The sequence below is a fragment of the Streptomyces sp. NPDC090088 genome (assembly GCF_044747345.1).
Lineage (GTDB): Bacteria > Actinomycetota > Actinomycetes > Streptomycetales > Streptomycetaceae > Streptomyces.
Genome location: NZ_JBIVDZ010000009.1, coordinates 379,660 through 396,601, shown reverse-complemented (window position 1 = coordinate 396,601; position 16,942 = coordinate 379,660). Strand labels below are relative to the sequence as shown.

At 72.4% G+C, this 16,942-nt stretch carries 17 protein-coding genes; 5 read left to right on the top strand and 12 right to left on the bottom strand.

Annotation, left to right across the window (positions count from 1 at the left end):
- The gene (corA, locus tag ACIPSJ_RS38690; RefSeq protein ID WP_359209191.1) at positions 1 to 1,005 is read right to left on the bottom strand and encodes a magnesium/cobalt transporter CorA; all 1,005 of its coding nucleotides are present in this window, start codon (positions 1,003 to 1,005) and stop codon (positions 1 to 3) included.
- A gap of 62 nt (positions 1,006 to 1,067) precedes the next feature.
- Here corA and ACIPSJ_RS38685 point away from each other — a divergent pair, with 62 nt between their 5' ends.
- The 4 genes from ACIPSJ_RS38685 to mshC all read left to right on the top strand — a co-directional run bounded on the left by ACIPSJ_RS38685 (position 1,068) and on the right by mshC (position 4,548).
- Positions 1,068 to 1,754 (top strand): histidine phosphatase family protein, encoded by a 687-nt coding sequence (locus ACIPSJ_RS38685; RefSeq protein WP_359209194.1) that lies wholly within the window; start codon positions 1,068 to 1,070, stop codon positions 1,752 to 1,754.
- 101 nt (positions 1,755 to 1,855) lie between these two features.
- Positions 1,856 to 2,446 carry a DUF3090 domain-containing protein gene (locus tag ACIPSJ_RS38680; RefSeq protein WP_355716660.1) on the top strand — a complete coding sequence of 197 codons (591 nt, stop codon included), beginning with the start codon at positions 1,856 to 1,858 and terminating at the stop codon, positions 2,444 to 2,446.
- Positions 2,410 to 3,225, top strand: a complete 816-nt coding sequence (locus tag ACIPSJ_RS38675; protein ID WP_401352890.1) for an SCO1664 family protein — start codon at positions 2,410 to 2,412, stop codon at positions 3,223 to 3,225. The genes ACIPSJ_RS38680 and ACIPSJ_RS38675 overlap by 37 nt, the downstream gene beginning before the upstream one ends.
- A gap of 93 nt (positions 3,226 to 3,318) precedes the next feature.
- Positions 3,319 to 4,548, top strand: coding sequence for a cysteine--1-D-myo-inosityl 2-amino-2-deoxy-alpha-D-glucopyranoside ligase (gene mshC, locus ACIPSJ_RS38670; RefSeq protein WP_401352888.1), 1,230 nt, complete (start codon positions 3,319 to 3,321; stop codon positions 4,546 to 4,548).
- Between the two features lie 201 nt (positions 4,549 to 4,749).
- On the opposite strand, the gene ACIPSJ_RS38665 is transcribed toward mshC, so the two are convergent.
- From ACIPSJ_RS38665 to ACIPSJ_RS38630, 8 genes are all read right to left on the bottom strand, one after another.
- A complete protein-coding gene (locus ACIPSJ_RS38665) occupies positions 4,750 to 5,820 on the bottom strand; it encodes a PAC2 family protein (RefSeq protein WP_401352886.1) in 1,071 nt (356 codons plus the stop codon).
- A gap of 172 nt (positions 5,821 to 5,992) precedes the next feature.
- Positions 5,993 to 6,664, bottom strand: a complete 672-nt coding sequence (locus tag ACIPSJ_RS38660; protein WP_355716670.1) for a FadR/GntR family transcriptional regulator — start codon at positions 6,662 to 6,664, stop codon at positions 5,993 to 5,995.
- A 77-nt stretch (positions 6,665 to 6,741) separates the two neighbouring features.
- The gene (locus ACIPSJ_RS38655; protein WP_401352884.1) at positions 6,742 to 8,037 is read right to left on the bottom strand and encodes an amidohydrolase; all 1,296 of its coding nucleotides are present in this window, start codon (positions 8,035 to 8,037) and stop codon (positions 6,742 to 6,744) included.
- Positions 8,034 to 8,786, bottom strand: coding sequence for a nucleoside phosphorylase (locus tag ACIPSJ_RS38650; RefSeq protein WP_401352882.1), 753 nt, complete (start codon positions 8,784 to 8,786; stop codon positions 8,034 to 8,036). The genes ACIPSJ_RS38655 and ACIPSJ_RS38650 overlap by 4 nt, the downstream gene beginning before the upstream one ends.
- The gene (locus tag ACIPSJ_RS38645; RefSeq protein ID WP_355716677.1) at positions 8,783 to 9,649 is read right to left on the bottom strand and encodes an ABC transporter permease; all 867 of its coding nucleotides are present in this window, start codon (positions 9,647 to 9,649) and stop codon (positions 8,783 to 8,785) included. The genes ACIPSJ_RS38650 and ACIPSJ_RS38645 overlap by 4 nt, the downstream gene beginning before the upstream one ends.
- Positions 9,649 to 10,698 carry an ABC transporter permease subunit gene (locus ACIPSJ_RS38640; RefSeq protein ID WP_359209214.1) on the bottom strand — a complete coding sequence of 350 codons (1,050 nt, stop codon included), beginning with the start codon at positions 10,696 to 10,698 and terminating at the stop codon, positions 9,649 to 9,651. The genes ACIPSJ_RS38645 and ACIPSJ_RS38640 overlap by 1 nt, the downstream gene beginning before the upstream one ends.
- A gap of 1 nt (position 10,699) precedes the next feature.
- On the bottom strand, positions 10,700 to 12,226 hold the full coding sequence (locus ACIPSJ_RS38635) for an ABC transporter ATP-binding protein (RefSeq protein WP_401352880.1): 1,527 nt from the start codon (positions 12,224 to 12,226) through the stop codon (positions 10,700 to 10,702).
- On the bottom strand, positions 12,207 to 13,259 hold the full coding sequence (locus ACIPSJ_RS38630) for a BMP family ABC transporter substrate-binding protein (protein ID WP_359209220.1): 1,053 nt from the start codon (positions 13,257 to 13,259) through the stop codon (positions 12,207 to 12,209). Before ACIPSJ_RS38630 ends, ACIPSJ_RS38635 begins: the two co-directional genes overlap by 20 nt.
- Before the next feature lie 328 nt (positions 13,260 to 13,587).
- Here ACIPSJ_RS38630 and mtnA point away from each other — a divergent pair, with 328 nt between their 5' ends.
- Entirely contained in the window at positions 13,588 to 14,619 is a 1,032-nt protein-coding gene (gene mtnA, locus ACIPSJ_RS38625) for an S-methyl-5-thioribose-1-phosphate isomerase (protein WP_359209223.1), read from the top strand.
- 71 nt (positions 14,620 to 14,690) lie between these two features.
- On the opposite strand, the gene mtnB is transcribed toward mtnA, so the two are convergent.
- The 3 genes from mtnB to ACIPSJ_RS38610 are packed head-to-tail and all read right to left on the bottom strand — an operon-like array spanning position 14,691 to position 16,611.
- Positions 14,691 to 15,299, bottom strand: coding sequence for a methylthioribulose 1-phosphate dehydratase (gene mtnB, locus ACIPSJ_RS38620; protein ID WP_355716689.1), 609 nt, complete (start codon positions 15,297 to 15,299; stop codon positions 14,691 to 14,693).
- The gene (gene mtnC, locus ACIPSJ_RS38615) at positions 15,296 to 16,015 is read right to left on the bottom strand and encodes an acireductone synthase (protein WP_359209233.1); all 720 of its coding nucleotides are present in this window, start codon (positions 16,013 to 16,015) and stop codon (positions 15,296 to 15,298) included. The genes mtnB and mtnC overlap by 4 nt, the downstream gene beginning before the upstream one ends.
- Positions 16,012 to 16,611, bottom strand: coding sequence for a cupin (locus ACIPSJ_RS38610; RefSeq protein ID WP_355716694.1), 600 nt, complete (start codon positions 16,609 to 16,611; stop codon positions 16,012 to 16,014). The genes mtnC and ACIPSJ_RS38610 overlap by 4 nt, the downstream gene beginning before the upstream one ends.
- Positions 16,612 to 16,942: the final 331 nt, after the last annotated feature.

The following is a 16,942-nucleotide window of genomic DNA, read 5'->3' as shown; positions in this document are numbered from 1 at the left end:
CTACATCCAGCCGCGGCGCTTGAACAGCCGGTACAGCACCGTCTCCAGGAAGGCCATGACCAGGATCACCGCCGGGTACGACCAGTACCAGTGCAGCTCGGGCATGTGGTCGAAGTTCATGCCGTAGATCCCCGCGATCATCGTGGGCACCGCCGCCATGGCCGCCCACGCGGAGATCTTCCGCATGTCGTCGTTCTGCCGGACGCTCATCTGCGCGAGATGGGCGCCGAGGACGTCCGACACCAGCCGGTCCAGGCCCTCCACGCTCTCGTTCACCCGCAGCAGATGGTCGTTGACGTCCCGGAAGAACGGCCGGGCCTCCGCGTGCACGAAGGGGACCGTCACCCCGCTGCCGTACGGGCCCACTCCCGCCAGCTTGGTCATGGGCAGCGCCAGCGGCACGGTCGCCCGGCGGAACTCCAGGATCTGCCGTTTGAAGGTGTAGATCCGCGAGGCGGTGTGCCGGGAGCCGCCGCCGCTCGGCGAGAACACCTCGGCCTCCAGCTCCTCCAGGTCGTTCTGCAACTCGGTCGCGACCTCCAGGTAGTTGTCGACGACCGCGTCGGAGATCGAGTGCAGCACCCCCGTCGGCCCGTGCTTGAGCATCTCGTGCTGCTCCTCCAGATGCCGCCGGATGTCCCCGAGCGGCGAGGGCGTCCCGTGGCGCACGGTGACCACGAAGGAGTCCCCGATGAAGAGCATCAGCTCCCCGGAGGTCACCGTGTCGCTCCTCGGCTCGTACGTCACCGGCTTCAGGACGACGAACAGCGAGTCGTCGTACACCTCCAGCTTGGGCCGCTGGTGGGCGGTCAGGGCGTCCTCGACGGCCAGCGGATGCAGCCCGAACTCATCGGTGACCAGGTCGAACTCGCGCTCCGTCGGCTCGTAGAGGCCGATCCACAGGAAGCTGTCGCCCCGCGCGCGTGCCTCCGCGAGGGCGTCGGAGAAGTCCTGCGGGGTCTCCGTCCGCTCCCCGTCCCGGTAGATGGCACAGTCGACGATCACGGAGAGTATTGTCCCGTCGCCCGGCCGTCGGCGCACTCCGGCGTGCGCCTACCCTGGGCCGCATGCCCACGCTGATCCTCGTAAGGCACGGACGGTCCACCGCCAACACCTCCGGGGTGCTCGCCGGCTGGACGCCGGGCGTCGCCCTCGACGAGCGCGGGGCCGCCCAGGCCGCCGCCCTGCCCGGCCGGCTCGCCGGGCTGCCGATCTCCGAGGTCGTCACCAGCCCGCTGCAGCGGTGCCAGGAGACGATCCGCCCCCTGCTGGACGCCCGGCCCGAACTCACCGCCCACACCGACGACCGGATCGGCGAGGCCCACTACGGCGACTGGTCCGGACGCAAGCTCGCCGAACTCAAGGACGAGCCGCTGATGGAGGTCGTCCAGGCCCATCCGTCCGCCGCCGCCTTCCCCGGCGGCGAGTCCATGCGGGCCATGCAGACCCGGGCCGCCGAGGCGGTGCGCGAGTGGAACGCGCGCGTGGAGCGCGACCACGGCCCCGGCGCGGTCTACCTCATGTGCTCGCACGGTGACATCATCAAGTCCCTCGTCGCGGACGCGCTCGGCCTGCATCTCGATCTCTTCCAGCGGATCTCCGTGGAGCCGTGTTCCGTCACGGCGATCCGCTACACCCGCCTCAGGCCGTTTCTCGTTCGTCTCGGGGACACCGGGGATTTCGCCTCCCTTGCCCCCCGGGAGGAACCTCCAGGGGAAGACGCCCCGGTCGGTGGCGGCGCCGGCGCGCCGTGATCGACAAGCGCAGTAGGGTGAAGCGATCCACGTAAGCGACCGCACAGGTCGCGACGTCGCCCCCCGAGCCCACGCACCCTCGATTCCCATGGAGACAGGACGTGTCCCGTCAGGTGTTCCTCTACGATCCGCCGGACCGCTTCGTCGCGGGCACGGTGGGACTGCCCGGACGCCGTACGTTCTTCCTCCAGGCCACGGCCGGCCCCCGGACGACCAGCGTGGCCCTGGAGAAGACCCAGGTCGCCGCGCTCGCCGAACGCATGGACGAACTCCTCGACGAAGTCGTGCGCCGCAGCGGCGGCAACGCGGCGGTGCCCGCCGTCGCGCCCACCGAGATCAGCGACAGCGCGCCCCTCGACACCCCCGTCGAGGAGGAGTTCCGCGTCGGCACCATGGCGCTCGCCTGGGACGGCGAGGAAGAGCGCATGATCGTCGAGGCGCAGGCCCTCGTGGAGCTGGACGCCGACTCCGAGGAGGACCTCGCCGAGGCCGAGGAACGGCTCCTCCAGGACGAGGAGAACGGGCCCCCGATGCTGCGGGTCCGGCTGACCGGCGCGCAGGCCAGAGCCTTCTGCAAGCGCGCCCTGGACGTCGTCAACGCCGGGCGGCCGCCGTGCCCGCTGTGCAGCCTCCCGCTCGACCCGGAAGGACACGTATGTCCGCGCCAGAACGGATACCGCCGCGGAGCGTGACCGCCGCCGAGTTGCTCGCCCACGGTGAGCTGAAGGTGCGCGGCCGGATCCGCGACGCCTCCAACGCGGCGCTCTTCTGCACGGTCGCGCGGGACGGCGAGGAGGCGTCCTGCGTCTACAAGCCGGTCGCCGGCGAACGCCCGCTGTGGGACTTCCCCGACGGCACCCTCGCCCAGCGCGAGGTCGCCGCCTACGAGGTCGCCCGCGCCACCGGCTGGGACCTGGTCCCGCCCACCGTGCTGCGCGACGGCCCGTACGGCGAGGGCATGGTCCAGCTCTGGATCGACGTCGCCCCCGACGCCGCCGAACTGCTCGCCCTGGTGGACGCCGAGGAGCCGGAGCCCGGCTGGCGGGCGATCGGCCTCGCCGACGTCGGCGAGGGGAGGACCGCGCTGCTGGTGCACGCCGACGACGAGCGGCTGCGCCGGCTCGCCGTCCTGGACGCCGTGATCAACAACGCCGACCGCAAGGGCGGCCATCTGCTGCCCACCGCCGACGGCCGGCTCTACGGCATCGACCACGGCGTCACCTTCAACGTCGACAACAAGCTGCGCACCCTGCTGTGGGGCTGGGCGGGCGAGCCGCTGCCCGCCGACGCCGTCGAGGTCCTCGAAAGGCTGCGTACGGCCCTGGGCGGGGCGCTGGGCACCCGGCTGGCCGAGCTGATCACCGCGGCCGAGCTGGACGCCACCCGCGCGCGGGTCGACGCCCTGCTCACGGCGGGCAAGCACCCCGAACCGAGCGGGGAGTGGCCCGCCATCCCCTGGCCGCCCGTCTAGGCACATCGACCGCGCAAGATCAAGAGTGCCTTCCCGGCCATCTGGCCTGGTCCGGTTCGTATACCGAACTCGGGTCCGGTTACGCTCATGTACATGCATGCCTGGCCCGCTTCCGAGGTCCCCGCCCTGCCTGGTCAGGGCCGCGACCTGAGGATCCACGACACCGCGACCGGCGGTCTGGTCCCCCTCGACCCCGGTCCCGTCGCCCGTATCTATGTCTGCGGCATCACGCCGTACGACGCGACCCACATGGGGCACGCGGCGACCTACAACGCGTTCGACCTGGTCCAGCGCGTGTGGCTCGACACCAAGCGGCAGGTGCACTACGTCCAGAACGTGACGGACGTCGACGACCCGCTGCTGGAGCGCGCGGAGCGGGACGGCGTCGACTGGGTCGCCCTCGCCGAGAAGGAGACCACCCTCTTCCGCGAGGACATGACCGCCCTCAGGATGCTGCCGCCGCAGCACTACATAGGCGCGGTCGAGGCCATACCCGGCATCGTGCCGCTGGTCGAACGGCTCCGCGACCTCGGCGCCGCCTACGAGCTCGACGGCGACATCTACTTCTCCGTCGAGGCCGACCCGAACTTCGGCAAGGTCTCGAACCTCGACGCGGCCGCCATGCGGCTGCTCTCCGCCGAACGCGGCGGCGACCCGGACCGCCCCGGCAAGAAGAACCCCGTCGACCCGATGCTGTGGATGGCGGCCCGCGAGGGCGAGCCCAGCTGGGACGGCGGCTCCCTCGGCCGCGGCCGACCCGGCTGGCACATCGAGTGCGTGGCCATCGCCCTCGACCACCTCGGCATGACCTTCGACGTCCAGGGCGGCGGCTCCGACCTCGCCTTCCCGCACCATGAGATGGGCGCCTCGCACGCCCAGGTGCTCACCGGCGAGTTCCCGATGGCCAAGGCCTACGTCCACGCCGGCATGGTCGGCCTCGACGGCGAGAAGATGTCCAAGTCCAAGGGCAACCTGGTCTTCGTCTCCCGGCTCCGCCACGACGGCGTCGACCCGGCGGCCATCCGCCTCGCCCTCCTCTCCCACCACTACCGCAGCGACTGGGAGTGGACCGACCAGGTCCTGGCCGACGCCGTCACCCGCCTCGACCACTGGCGCGCCGCCGTCTCCCGCCCCGACGGCCCGCCCGCCGAGCCCCTGGTGGAGGAGATCCGCGAGGCCCTCTCCAACGACCTGGACGCCCCGACCGCCCTGGCGGCCGTGGACCGCTGGGCCACCCTCCAGCAGACGGAGGGCGGCACGGACACGGGCGCACCGGGCGTCGTGTCGCGGGCCGTGGACGCCTTGCTGGGCGTGGCCCTTTAGAGAAGCGCCGGCACCCCCGCGCCCGAAGGGGCGCGGGGCTGTGTCACGCGTGGCCACGGCGCCCGCGGCGGTGAGACCAGGCCGACGTCCGACACCGACCTACTCCCTCACCGCGGTCGGCGCCTGAGCCACGCCACGACGAAGGGGCGGTACGCACCACGCGTACCGCCCCTGTTCAGTCCTCGGATTCCGTCCCCGGATTCAGTCCTCGGAGGTGTCCTCGCCGTCCTGACCGCCGGAGCCGCCGGCCTCGCCGGAATCCCCCGAATCCCCCGAGTCGCCGGAATCCCCGGCGTTCCCCGCAGCTCCGGGCGTGTCGGGCTTCGGTGGGCGGGGTGGCCGGGTTCGGCCGCTGGGACTGTCCCGGAGGTAGGACGCGCTGTCGGTGCCGTCCGCCGTGGCGTGGCCGCCGGGCGGGCCGCCGGGTGCGCCGCCGTCCCGCCGTCGCAGATAGCGCTCGAACTCACGGGCGATCGCCTCGCCCGACGCCTCCGGCAGCTCGGCGGTGTCCCGGGCCTCCTCCAGCGTCTGCACGTACTCGGCGACCTCGCTGTCCTCGGCGGCCAGCTGGTCCACGCCGACCTGCCAGGCGCGCGCGTCCTCGGGCAGCTCGCCCAGCGGGATCCGCAGGTCGAGCAGGTCCTCCAGGCGGTTGAGCAGGGCCAGGGTGGCCTTGGGGTTGGGCGGCTGGGAGACGTAGTGCGGGACCGCGGCCCAGAGCGAGACCGCCGGGACGCCCGCGTGCGTGCACGCCTCCTGCAGGACGCCGACGATGCCCGTCGGGCCCTCGTACTTGGTTTCCTCCAGGTCCATCCGCTGGGCCAGGTCCGCATCGGAGGTCACCCCGCTGACCGGCACCGGACGCGTGTGCGGGGTGTCACCGAGCAGCGCGCCCAGGACGACCACCAGCTCCACGCCCAGCTCATGCGCGAACCCGAGCAGCTCGTTGCAGAACGAGCGCCAGCGCATGGACGGTTCGATGCCTCTGACCAGCACCAGGTCCCGCGGCTTCTCGCCGCCGACCCGGACCACCGAGAGCCGTGTCGTCGGCCAGGTGATCTTGCGCACGCCCGCGTCCATCCACACCGTGGGGCGGTTCACCTGGAAGTCGTAGTAGTCCTCGGCGTCGAGCGCCGCGAACACCTCGCCCTTCCACTCCCGCTCCAGATGCGCGACCGCGGTGGAAGCGGCGTCGCCGGCATCGTTCCAGCCTTCGAACGCGGCCACCATGACTGGGTCGATCAGCTCGGGAACCCCCTCCAGCTCGATCACCCAGTGCCTCCTTCCGACGTGCCCTCGCGTACGCCCCAACCTTACGGCGTCGGGCGGGGGCGCCCGCAGCCCCCTTGCACGGGGGAGTGAACGGATCACTGCCCCGTTCACCGCCCTCGAACACCCCTGGTTCCAGGAAGCCGGAAAGCGCTTCACCGGACTTCACCGGGGTTCACAGACTGCTGCGCAGCCACTGCTCCACGCTCGCGATGTGCACGGTCGCCCAGGAGCGGGCCGCCTCCGCGTCCCGGTCGCGCAGCGCGGCCAGGATCGCCCGGTGCTCGCGCAGGGTCCGGGCGACCGCGTCCTCCTGGGTCAGGCCGCGCCAGATCCGGGCCCGGGTGGTCGGCCCGGAGAGGCCGTCGAGGAGCGAGCACAGCACCGAGTTCCCGGAACTCTGCACGATGCCCCGGTGGAACTCCAGGTCGCAGGCGACCAGTTCCTCCACCGAGGGCGCGCCGCCGAGCGCGTCCAGCTGGGCGGCGAGCGCGTCCAGTTGCTGCTCGCTGATCCGGGAGGCCGCCATCGCGGTCGCGGCCGGTTCCAGGATCCGGCGCACCGCCAGGAACTCCAGGACCGTGTCGTCCCGGTGGAAGTCGACGACGAAGCTCATCGCCTCCAGGAGCAACTGCGGGTCCAGGCTGGTCACATACGTGCCGTCGCCCTGCCGTACGTCCAGGATCCGGATCAGCGACAGGGCCCGCACCGCCTCCCGGAGCGAGTTGCGGGACAGGCCGAGTTCGGAGGCGAGCTCGCTCTCCTTGGGCAACCGGTCACCGGGGCGCAGCGCACCGGAGACGATCATGTCCTTGATCTTCTCGATCGCCTCATCGGTGACTGCCATACCGGCCTCCCTGTCGCCCAGACATCCGATGTCTCAGCCCTATTATGCGACCTGGTCAGGCCGTGGCCGGAACGTTCTCACAGTGCCGCCGCCAAGTCGTCCAGGACGGCCCGCTCGTCCAGCGTGAGCAGCTCACGGCCGCGCATCAGCACCCGCCCGTCGACCACGGTGTCCCGCACGTCCGCCGAGTGCGCCGCGTACGCCAGCGTCGACCACGGGTCGTGCAGGGGCCGCAGATGCGGCGCGTCGAGATCGACCACGATCAGATCGGCCCGCTTGCCGACTTCGAGCGACCCGAGCTGATCGCCGAGGCCGAGCGCCCGCGCCCCCTCGATCGTCGCCATCCGCACGGCCTGTTCGGCGCCGACCGCCGTGGGGTCGCCGCCCGCCTTGTGCACCAGCGCCGCCTGCCGCACCGCGCCCAGCACGTCCAGCGAGTTGGAGCTGACCGCCCCGTCGGTGCCCAGCCCCACGGTGACCCCGGCGCCCAGCAGCCGGGGCACCGGCGCGATCCCGCAGCCCAGCTTCAGGTTCGACACCGGGCAGTGGGCGACCGCCGTTCCGGTGCGGGCGATGGCCGCGATCTCCGGTCCGGTCAGGTCGACGGCGTGCGCGAGCAGCACGTCCGGGCCCAGCAGCCCCAGCGCGTCCAGCAGTTCCACCGGCCGCTTGCCGTACTTGACCTCGACGGTGGCCACCTCGGTGCCGTTCTCGGCCGCGTGGATGTGCACCAGCGCCCCGAACTCCCGTGCCAGCGCGAATACTTCGGTCAGCTGGGCGGGGGAGAGGGTGTAGGCGGAGTGCGCGAACACCACCGGCCGGTGCCCGGGGCGGGCGTCCCCGCGCGCCTCCAGGTCCCGCCGCGCCCAGGCGAGCCGCTCCTCGTGGGCGAGGCCGTCGGGCGGCTCGGGCACGTCCATGAAGGTGGGCCCGGTGTGCAGCCGCCAGCCCGCCTCCCGGGCCGCCGTCTCGGCCGCCTCGTGGAACCAGTACATGTCCAGCGCCGAGGTGACCCCGGCCCGTACGCTCTCGGCGACCGCCAGCCGCACGGCCGCCGCCACGTTCTTCGGCGCCAGCAGCTGGGCCTCCCACGTCAGCACCCGCTCCAGGAAGCCCTGGAGGGTGACGTCGTCGGCCCGGCCGCGCAGCAGGGTCATGGCGAGGTGGGTGTGCGCGTTGACCAGTCCGGGCAGCACCAGGCAGCCCTCGGCGTCGATCGTCTCGCGGGCCGGGTACCGCTCGGCGAGTTCCCCGGCCGCCCCCACGGCCACGATCCTCCCCTCGTGCACGGCGACCGCCCCGTCCCGTACGACGGTCGAATCCCCGTCCACGGTGAGGACGTCCCCGCCCCGCACCAACAGGTCGACACTCACGCCGGGTTCTCCTCCGCCAGCAGCCGCAGCGCCTCCAGGGACACCAGCGCACCGCGCTCGACGCCGGCCGCGACGACCTCGCGGTGCGGGTTGTAGCCGCCGGTCGCCGACTCGTCGACCAGCTCGTCGGCGTTGGCCCCGTCGACGACCAGCACCCCGCCCGCGACCAGACCGCGCAGCGAGGCCGTCACCAGCAGCGCGGACAACTCCATCTCGATCGCGGCAAGACCGGCCCCCTGGTACGAGAACAGCGGCAGCAGCCCCGGCTGGAACGCCGCCCGCGTCCACACCACGCCCCGGTGGTGCGGGGCGCCCGCCGCGCGCGCCGCCCGCTGCAGCGCGAACACCGCCTCGGGGGCGGAGTACGCCGGGTACTCCGGCGGCAGCAACTGCTGCGTCACCCCGTCGTCCCGCACCGCCGCCTCCGCGATGACCAGGTCGCCGTCGCCGATCCCCGGCTTCATCGCCCCCGCCGTACCGAACCGCACAAAGGTCCGCACGCCCGCGTCGGCCAGCTCCTGGAACAGCAGGATCGCCCCCGGCGCGCCCACCCCGTGCGAGGCGACGGCCACCGGCAGCCCCTTCCAACTCCCGCTGAACACCCGGTACTCGCGGTGGTACGACACCTCCTCCGCGCCGTCGAGCAGCGCGGCCACCGCCGCCGCCCGCGCCGGGTCCCCGACCACGATCGCGTGCGCCGGCAGCCCCGTGCGCGGTATTCGGGTGATGGGCAGCTGGTCCTGCGTCATACGACAGCTCCGGAAGAGGGGGTACGGCGACGGCGGCGGGCCGTCGAGAGGAAGAGGGCGCCGAGCGTGACGACGTACGGCGCGGCGTCGGTCGCCTGCTGCGGCAGCCCGAGGCCCTGGAGGCGGAAGCCGGCCGCCTCGGCGAGCCCGAACAGCAGCGCGGCGGCCAGCACACCGAGCGGCGCGGCCCGCCCGAGCAGCACGGCGACGACGGCGATCCAGCCGCGCCCCGCCGTCATGTTCTCGGAGAACAGGGTGACGTTGCCCAAGGCGAGTTGGGCTCCCGCGAGCCCGCACAGCACACCCGAGGCCAGCACCGCGCCGTACTGGTACTTCACCGGGCTCACCCCGAGCGAGGCCGCCGCCCGGGGCGCCTCGCCGACCCCGCGCAGCCGCAGCCCCCACACATGGCGGGAGAGCAGCACCGCGGCCACGGCCACCGCCGCGAACGCCAGATAGGCGAGCGGTGTGAGGCCCCCGACGAGCGGCAGCCCGGCGAGGGACGGGTCGTCGAAGGTGCCCTGTACGCCGAAGACGGTACGCAGCAGGAAACTCGTCAGGCCCACCGCCAGCAGGTTCATCGCGATGCCGAGGACCACCGCGTCGCCCTTCAGGGTCACCGCGCCCACGGCCAGGATCAGCGAGTAGGCGGCCGCGGCGAGGGCGGCGGCCAGCACGCCCAGCCAGGCACTGCCGGTGAACCAGCTGGTCGCCACCGAGGTGAAGCAGCCGAGCAGCATCATGCCCTCGAGGCCGATGTTGAACACACCGGCCCGCTCGCACAGGGCGCCGCCCAGCGCGGCCAGCAGGATCGGGGTCAGCGCGCGCAGCGCCGACATCCACAGATCGGAGTCGAGGAACATCAGGCGGCCTCCCGCTTCCGGAACAGACGGCCGGGGAACCGGAGTCGGGCCGCCAGGAACACGATCACGATCGCCTGCAGCACCTGCGTCAGCTCACGCGGCACCTCGGTGGTCCGCTCCATCGCGAGGCCGCCGACCTGGAGGACGGCGAAGAAGAACGCGGCGACCACCGTGCCGAACGGGGCCGCGGCGGCGAGCAGCGCGGCCGTCAGACCCGTCCAGGTGTAGCCGGGCGCGGTCAGCGACCCGTCCACGAAACGGTACGGGAAGCTCAGCACCCCGATGGCGCCCACGAGTCCGGACAGCGCACCCGACACCGCCATCAACCTCAGCGTCAGACCACGGCGTTCGACACCCGCGTACGCGGAGAACCGGGCGTTGAGACCGGTCATCCGGATCTCGTAGCCGAAGGCCGTGCGCCGGTCGGTGAACCAGTAGGCGGCGGCGGCCGCCAGCACCAGCAGCAGCCCGACGGTCACCGTCGAGTCACCGAACGCGGGCAGCGCCACGCCGTCGTCGAGCGCCCGGGTCTGGGGCAGGCTGGAGCCGGGCTCCTTCAGCGGGTAGCGGGCCAGATAGGAGGCCAGCGACACCGCCGGGTAGCTCAGCAGCAGACTGCTGACCAGCAGCGGAACGCCGAGGTGGTTCTCGCAGAGGGCGGCCAGGGCCGCGTAGCCGGCGCCGGCCGCCATGCCCGCGAGCAGCGCCAGTACGACGGTGAGCGGGGCCGGCCCCGGCACGTACAGGCCGGTCACGGCGGCCGTGATGCCGCCGAGCACCAGCTGGCCGTCGCCGCCCAGGTTGATCAGCCCGGCCCGCAGCGGGATCGCCAGCGCCAGCGCCATGCCGAGCACGCTGGTGCCGGTGGACAGCGTCGAGCCGATGCCGTCGGCGCCGAGCGCGCCGGTGAGGACGGCGCCGTACGCGGTGACCGGGTCGGCGCCGGTGCCGAGCAGGAAGAGGGCGCCGATGACCACTCCGGCCAGCACCGAGAAGGTGACGGGGGACCGCACGGCCCCCGATATCCGTTCGAACACAGGGGAGTTCATGTCAGTCCGCGGCCTCCGCCGGCTCCCGGCCGCCCGCCATGGCAAGCCCCAGGGAGCGCTCGTCGGCCTCGTGTTTCGGGTACGACGCCGTGATCCGGCCCTCGTACATGACCAGCACCCGGTCCGCGAGCCCGCGGATCTCGCTCAGTTCGGCCGAGATCAGCAGGATGGCGTGGCCGGCGTCGCGACTGGCGATCAGCTGGTCGTGGATGTTCTGGACGGCCCCGATGTCGACCCCGCGCGTCGGCTGCTCGACGAGCAGCAGCGGGGCCTCGTGGGCGAGTTCGCGGCCGATCAGCAGCTTCTGCAGATTGCCGCCGGAGAGCGCGGACGCGGGCACCTCCGGGCTCGCCGCCTTGATGCCGAACCGCTCGATCAGCCGGCCCGCGTGGGCGCGGACGGCGGACGGCGGCAGCAGACCCCGGGCGGACAGGCTCGTACGGTGGTGGCCCATCGCCAGGTTGTCGGCGACCGAGGCGGCCGGGGCCGTACCGACCGCGTGCCGGTCCTCGGGGACGTAGGCGAGCCCCTTCGCCCGGCGTTCGGCGGCCGAGGCGTGGGTGACGTCCTCGCCCCCCAGCGTGACCGTGCCGCCGGTGGCGGGCCGCAGCCCGGCCAGCGCCTGGACCAGCTCGCTCTGCCCGTTGCCCGCGACGCCCGCGATGCCGACGATCTCCCCGGCCCGGACGGTGAGACCGACGTCCCGCACGCCGTCGGTGGCCAGGCCCCGCACGTCGAGGACGACCTCACCGGGCGTGCCCGGCTCATGGATCCGGTCCAGCTCCACCGCCCGGCCGGTCATCGCGGCGGCGATCTCGTCGGCGGAGGTCTCGGCGGTCACCAGCCGGGCGACCACCCGGCCGTCGCGCAGCACGGTCACCCGGTCGCTGCCCTCCAGCACCTCGCGCAGCTTGTGCGTGACAAGGATCACCGAACGCCCCTCGGCGGCCAGCGACTTCAGTACCGCGAACAGCGCGTCCGCCTCGGCCGGCGTGAGAACGGCCGTCGGCTCGTCGAGGATCAGCGTCCGGGCGCCCCGGTGCAGCAGCTTGAGGATCTCCACCCGCTGGCGCAGCCCGACCGGCAGGTCGCCGACCCGGGCGTCCGGATTGACGGCGAGCCCGTGCTCGGCGGCGAGTTCACCCACCCGGCGGCGGGCTGCGGCCCGGTCCACCAGGCCGAAGCGGCGCGGCTCGGCGGCGTAGACGACGTTCTCGGCGACCGTCAGCGAGTCGAACAGCTGGAAACTCTGGTGGACCATGCCCAGTCCGGCGGCCATGGCACCGGACGGCCCGGAGAAGCTGACTTCCCGCCCGTCGACCCGGACCGTCCCGGCATCCGGACGCTCCATCCCGTAGAGGACCGCCATCAGCGTGGACTTGCCCGCGCCGTTCTCGCCCATCAGCGCGTGGATCTCGCCCCGGTGGACGGTGAGGTCGACGGAGTCGTTGGCGAGCGTGCCGGGGAACCGCTTGGTGATTCCCCGGAGCTCGACGGCGACCTCGGGGTCAGCCTGCGGCGGGGTCATCGACCGTCAGCTTCCCGGCGACGATCTGGTCGCGCAGCGCCTTCACCTTGGCGAGGACGTCCTTGTGCTGGGCTATCACGCACTTCGACGAGTCGACCCCGGCCTCCAGGCCGGTGAGGCTGATGCCGCCCTCCTTCAGGCCGTACGACACGGTGGTGCCGGCCTTGCCGCCGAGGACCGCCTCGATGCCCTTCTCGACGGCGACGTCCGTGCGCTTGATCACGTTGTCGACGACCGTGCCGGGGGAGGAGGGGCACTGGTTGACGTCGACGCCGTACGCGAAGGCGCCCTTGGCCTTGGCCGCCTCGAAGACGCCGTAGTTGCCGGCCGCGGCCGCCGCCATGATCTGGTCGGTGCCCTTGGCGAGCAGCGAGTTCGCCTGCTCCTTGGCGCGCGCCGAGTCGTCGAACGGCGACTGGCCGCCGACGAAGCGGGTGGACGTCTGGGTCTTGGCGGCCACCTTCTTGGCGCCGGCCGCGAACGGGTCGCTGTAGCGCCGGAACTGGGGCGTGTCGAGCACGTCGACCGCGCCGACCTTCCCGGACTCGCTGAGCAGCCCCGCCTCGGCGCCCGCCAGGTAGACACCCTCGTGCTCCCGGAAGACCGCGCAGCTGACGTTCGTGAACGTCTTGGTCGTGCAGGCGTCGATCATCAGGAACTGCTGCTTCGGGTGGGCCTTGGCCTGCTGGGCGACCAGGTCGGCGAACTCGAAGCCGACGAGCACGATCACGTCGGGCGCCGCGGCCACGGCTGCCTGCACGTTCTGCTGCTGCGAGGCGGTGTCGGTGGACTCGTACACCTTCTGCGAGCCGCCGTGCGCCTTCGCCGCGTCCTTGATGCCGGTGACCGCGAGCTTCAGGAACTCGTTCTGGCCGACGGCGTCCGGGGTGACCAGCGTGAACGACTTCCCGGACGCGCCCGAGGCGCTGTCCGAGCCGTCGCTCTTGGCCGCCGCGTTGCAGGCGGTGGCGACGGTGGCCAGGAGCGCGGTGGCGGCGGCGAGTTGCAGGGAGCGGCGGTGTCTGCGGCGCATGGGGACCCTCCGGGGACCTTCCGGGTACGGCGAGACGCGCTCCGCCGTTGGAGCGCGCGAGGTGAGGTGGTGAAGAGGACGCTGAGGGGGAGAGTCAGCGTCGACAGCCGTCGCCGGCGCAGCGACCGAAGTCGAGGAAACGGCGTTTGGTGAGCGGCACGGTTCCTCCTTCGTCGTCTCGGCCTGCGGGATGCGGGTGTCGGCCTGTGGAATGCAGGTGCTGGACTGTAACACCCGTTTCCGGCCACCCGTTCTACCGTCTCGAACTGTGGTTCTTCGAGGTCATGTACGGTGTCGGACACCATCGGAACATCAGGAGTGTCCCGTTATGTCCCAGGAACTGCGCGCCGTCGAGTGGACCGGAACCGGTCTCGCGCTCATCGACCAGACCCTGCTTCCGCAGCGCACGGAGACCCTCCCTGTCCACGATGTGGACACCCTGGTGGATGCCATCCAACGGCTCGTGGTGCGGGGCGCCCCCGCGATCGGCGCGGCCGGCGGCTACGGCGTCGCGCTCGCGCTGCTCCAGGGCGAGCGCGAGGGCTGGACCGAGGCGGAGGTCCGCGCGGCCGTCGCCCGCGTCCGCGAGGCGCGCCCCACCGCCGTCAACCTGATGGTCTGCGTGGACCGCGTGATGACCCGGTTCGCCGAGGGACTCGACGCGGTCCTCGCGGAGGCCGCGGCGATCCAGCGCGAGGACGTCGAGGCGAACCGCGCGATGGGCGTGCACGGCGCTGAGTGGCTGCTGAAGAAGGTCGGCGCGGACCGCCCGCTGCGCATCCTCACCCACTGCAACACCGGCGCGCTGGCGACGGCGGGTTGGGGCACGGCGCTCGGCGTCATCCGCGAACTGCACTCCCGCGGCAGCGTGGAGGTCGTGTACGCCGACGAGACCCGCCCCCTCCTCCAGGGATCCCGGCTCACCGCCTGGGAGTTGGTGCAGGAGGGCATACCGCACTACGTCCAGGCCGACGGGGCCGCCGCCGGCACCATCCTGCGCGGCGAGATAGACGCGGCGATCGTCGGCGCCGACCGCATCGCGGCCAACGGCGACACCGCCAACAAGGTCGGCACCGTGGGCGTCGCCCTCGCCTGCGCCGACGCGGGCATCCCCTTCCTCGTCGCCGCCCCCACCACCACGGTCGACCTCGCCACCGCCACCGGCGCCGACATCCACATCGAACTCCGCTCGGAGACCGAGGTACTGGAGTGGGCCGGCCACCGCACGGCCCCCACGGAGTCCCGCGGCCACAACCCCGCCTTCGACGTCACCCCCGGCCGCCTCATCACCGGCCTGGTCACCGAGCGAGGCGTCCTGGAGATCTCGGCGGGCGAACTGCCGGGGGACAGGCTGCGGTAGCCGCCCGAGGGGCGCCCGACGACGGCGAGGGGCCGGCGGAACGTCCGCCGGCCCCCGACTCGTGTCCTCGGCTACTTCGCCGTGAGTTCCAGCTCCAGCAGCCACTCCACCACTTCGGTGTGGTGGCGGGCCTGGCGGGGGGTCTCGCCCCAGACGTAGAGGCCGTGGCCGGCGACGACCACGGCCGGCATCCGCGGGTTGCGGGCGGCTTCCAGGCGGTCGCCGAGTTCCGTCATGTCCTGGCTGTTGGCGATGACCGGCAGGGTCACCTCGACGTCGTGGGCGGGCTGGCCGACGCCCTTGAGCATCTCCAGGTCCCTGAAGACGATGCCGCCCGGGTGGCGGTGGCCCATGGCGACGGAGGCCACCGTGTGGACGTGCACCACCGCGCCCGCCCCGGTCAGGGCCGCCACGCGCGCGTGCAGTTCGGCCTCCGCGGACGGCTTGCCGCCCTGTACGGCGGCCCCCGCGCCGTCGACCAGCACCACGTCCGCGGGCGTCAGTTCGCCCTTGTCGTGGCCGCTCGCGGTGACCGCGAGGCGCAGCGGGTCGCGGGACAGGACGACCGACAGGTTGCCGGACGTGCCCCGCATCCAGCCGAAGTCGGCGAAGCGGGCGGACTCGGCGGCGAGCACCGCCCCCGCCTCCTCCAGGTCGCGGGCGGTGATGTCGGCGGTCACGTGGTGCTCCTCGAAACGGTGATCTCGTCGAACGTCCCCGCCTGCGCGTGGTCGCCGACGCCTTGCTCGTAGTACGGCTCCCCGGGGCGTCGGATCCCCACGGCGTGCCATCCGGCCGCCCGGGCCGCGTCCAGCTCGCCGGGCCGGTCGGAGAGGAAGAGGAGCCGGTCCGGGGCGATCCCGGCCGACTCGGCGATCCGGCGGTACGACTCCGCCTCCTGCTTGGGTCCCGCGTTCTCCGTGTCGTACAGCCCGGACAGCAGGGGCAGCAGATCGCCCTGAGGGGTGGCCGAGAACCACGCCCGCTGGGCCGCCACCGAGCCGGACGAGTAGACGTACAGGCGTAGTCCGGCCGCGTGCCAGGCGCGCAGCGCCGGGACGACGTCATCGTAGAAGTGCGAGACCAGGTCGCCGCGGGCGAAGCCCTCGGCCCAGATGATGCCCTGAAGGGTCTTCAGGGGCGTGGCCTTGCGGTCCTCGTCCAGCCACGCGTTGAGGGTCTTCTCGACGGCCGTCGCGTCGGCCTCCGGATCGCCCGTCAGCTCCCGTACCTGGGCCACCGCCCGCGCCACGTCCGGATCACCGCTCCGCTCCGAGAGCAGCGCTCCGAAACGCGAGCGCGAGTACGGGTACAGCACGTCCACCACGAACCCCGTGGCGCTCGTGGTGCCCTCGATGTCGAGCACCACGGCGTCCACGTCATAGTGGTATGTCACACCGCACCCTTGTCGGCCGCGTACCCCGCCGCGATCGTGTCGTAGTCCGGGAACCGCCCCGCGATGGACGACCCCGTGAAGTTGCCGATCCAGCCGTCCTCCTCGTGGAAGAACCGGATCGCGGTGAACGACGGCCTCGTGCCCATGTCGAACCAGTGCGTGGTGCCGCGCGGCACGCCCAGCAGGTCGCCCTTCTCGCAGTAGACGGCATGCACCTCACCGCTCACGTGCAGATAGAAGATGCCGGAGCCGGACACGAAGAACCGGACCTCGTCATCGTCGTCGTGCGTGTGCTCCTGGAGGAACTTCTCGCGCGCGGCCTTCGCCTTCACCGGGTACTCGGGGTCGTCACTGGGGTGCAGCCCGAGGACGTCGACGGTGGTGAAGCCCTCCTCGGCGTTGAGCTTGTCGATCTCGGGGCCGTACGCGGCGAACACGGTCTCGCTGTCCGCGTCGGAGGGGACGTCCGCACGGACCGGCCACTGCTCGTAGCGCACGCCCAGCGGCTTGAGCGCCTCGGCGATCTCGGCGGGGTCCGAGGTGCGGCGCACCACGGTGTCGGGGCCGGACTCGGCCCAGGTAGTCAGCAGCGTCATGGCGGCAACTCCAGGGAAGAGGGAGGGATGTCCGGATACCGAGACGGTAGCGGACGGAAGGGAAAGAGTGGGTGGACGGCTCGCGGGGGCAGTGGTCAGGCGCGACACAGCGCGCGGGTACAGCGGTGCATGCGGGGCATGCGCTGCGCTGTTACGCGTGCGGTCGTCATCAGGGCCTCACTGGGGCGGGGCGGGTGCCGGTCCCGTGATGGTAACGCCACCTACCGGGACGACCAGGTGTGACGTAGTCGTTGTCCCACATGTCGAGAAAACGCTTCCCCATCATTTGACGGGTGGCTGAAACCGTTCTCATGATCTGCGTATGAAGACG

Excerpts from the sequence above, each read along its gene's own strand:
- ACIPSJ_RS38685 (WP_359209194.1), top strand. The coding sequence starts at position 1,068 with ATGCCCACGCTGATCCTCGTAAGGCACGGACGGTCCACCGCCAACACC.
- ACIPSJ_RS38640 (WP_359209214.1), bottom strand. The coding sequence starts at position 10,698 with ATGAACTCCCCTGTGTTCGAACGGATATCGGGGGCCGTGCGGTCCCCC.
- mshC (WP_401352888.1), top strand. The coding sequence starts at position 3,319 with ATGCATGCCTGGCCCGCTTCCGAGGTCCCCGCCCTGCCTGGTCAGGGC.
- ACIPSJ_RS38645 (WP_355716677.1), bottom strand. The coding sequence starts at position 9,649 with ATGTTCCTCGACTCCGATCTGTGGATGTCGGCGCTGCGCGCGCTGACC.
- mtnA (WP_359209223.1), top strand. The coding sequence starts at position 13,588 with ATGTCCCAGGAACTGCGCGCCGTCGAGTGGACCGGAACCGGTCTCGCG.
- ACIPSJ_RS38610 (WP_355716694.1), bottom strand. The coding sequence starts at position 16,611 with ATGACGCTGCTGACTACCTGGGCCGAGTCCGGCCCCGACACCGTGGTG.
- ACIPSJ_RS38630 (WP_359209220.1), bottom strand. The coding sequence starts at position 13,259 with ATGCGCCGCAGACACCGCCGCTCCCTGCAACTCGCCGCCGCCACCGCG.
- ACIPSJ_RS38660 (WP_355716670.1), bottom strand. The coding sequence starts at position 6,664 with ATGGCAGTCACCGATGAGGCGATCGAGAAGATCAAGGACATGATCGTC.
- ACIPSJ_RS38675 (WP_401352890.1), top strand. The coding sequence starts at position 2,410 with ATGTCCGCGCCAGAACGGATACCGCCGCGGAGCGTGACCGCCGCCGAG.
- ACIPSJ_RS38650 (WP_401352882.1), bottom strand. The coding sequence starts at position 8,786 with ATGACGCAGGACCAGCTGCCCATCACCCGAATACCGCGCACGGGGCTG.
- ACIPSJ_RS38635 (WP_401352880.1), bottom strand. The coding sequence starts at position 12,226 with ATGACCCCGCCGCAGGCTGACCCCGAGGTCGCCGTCGAGCTCCGGGGA.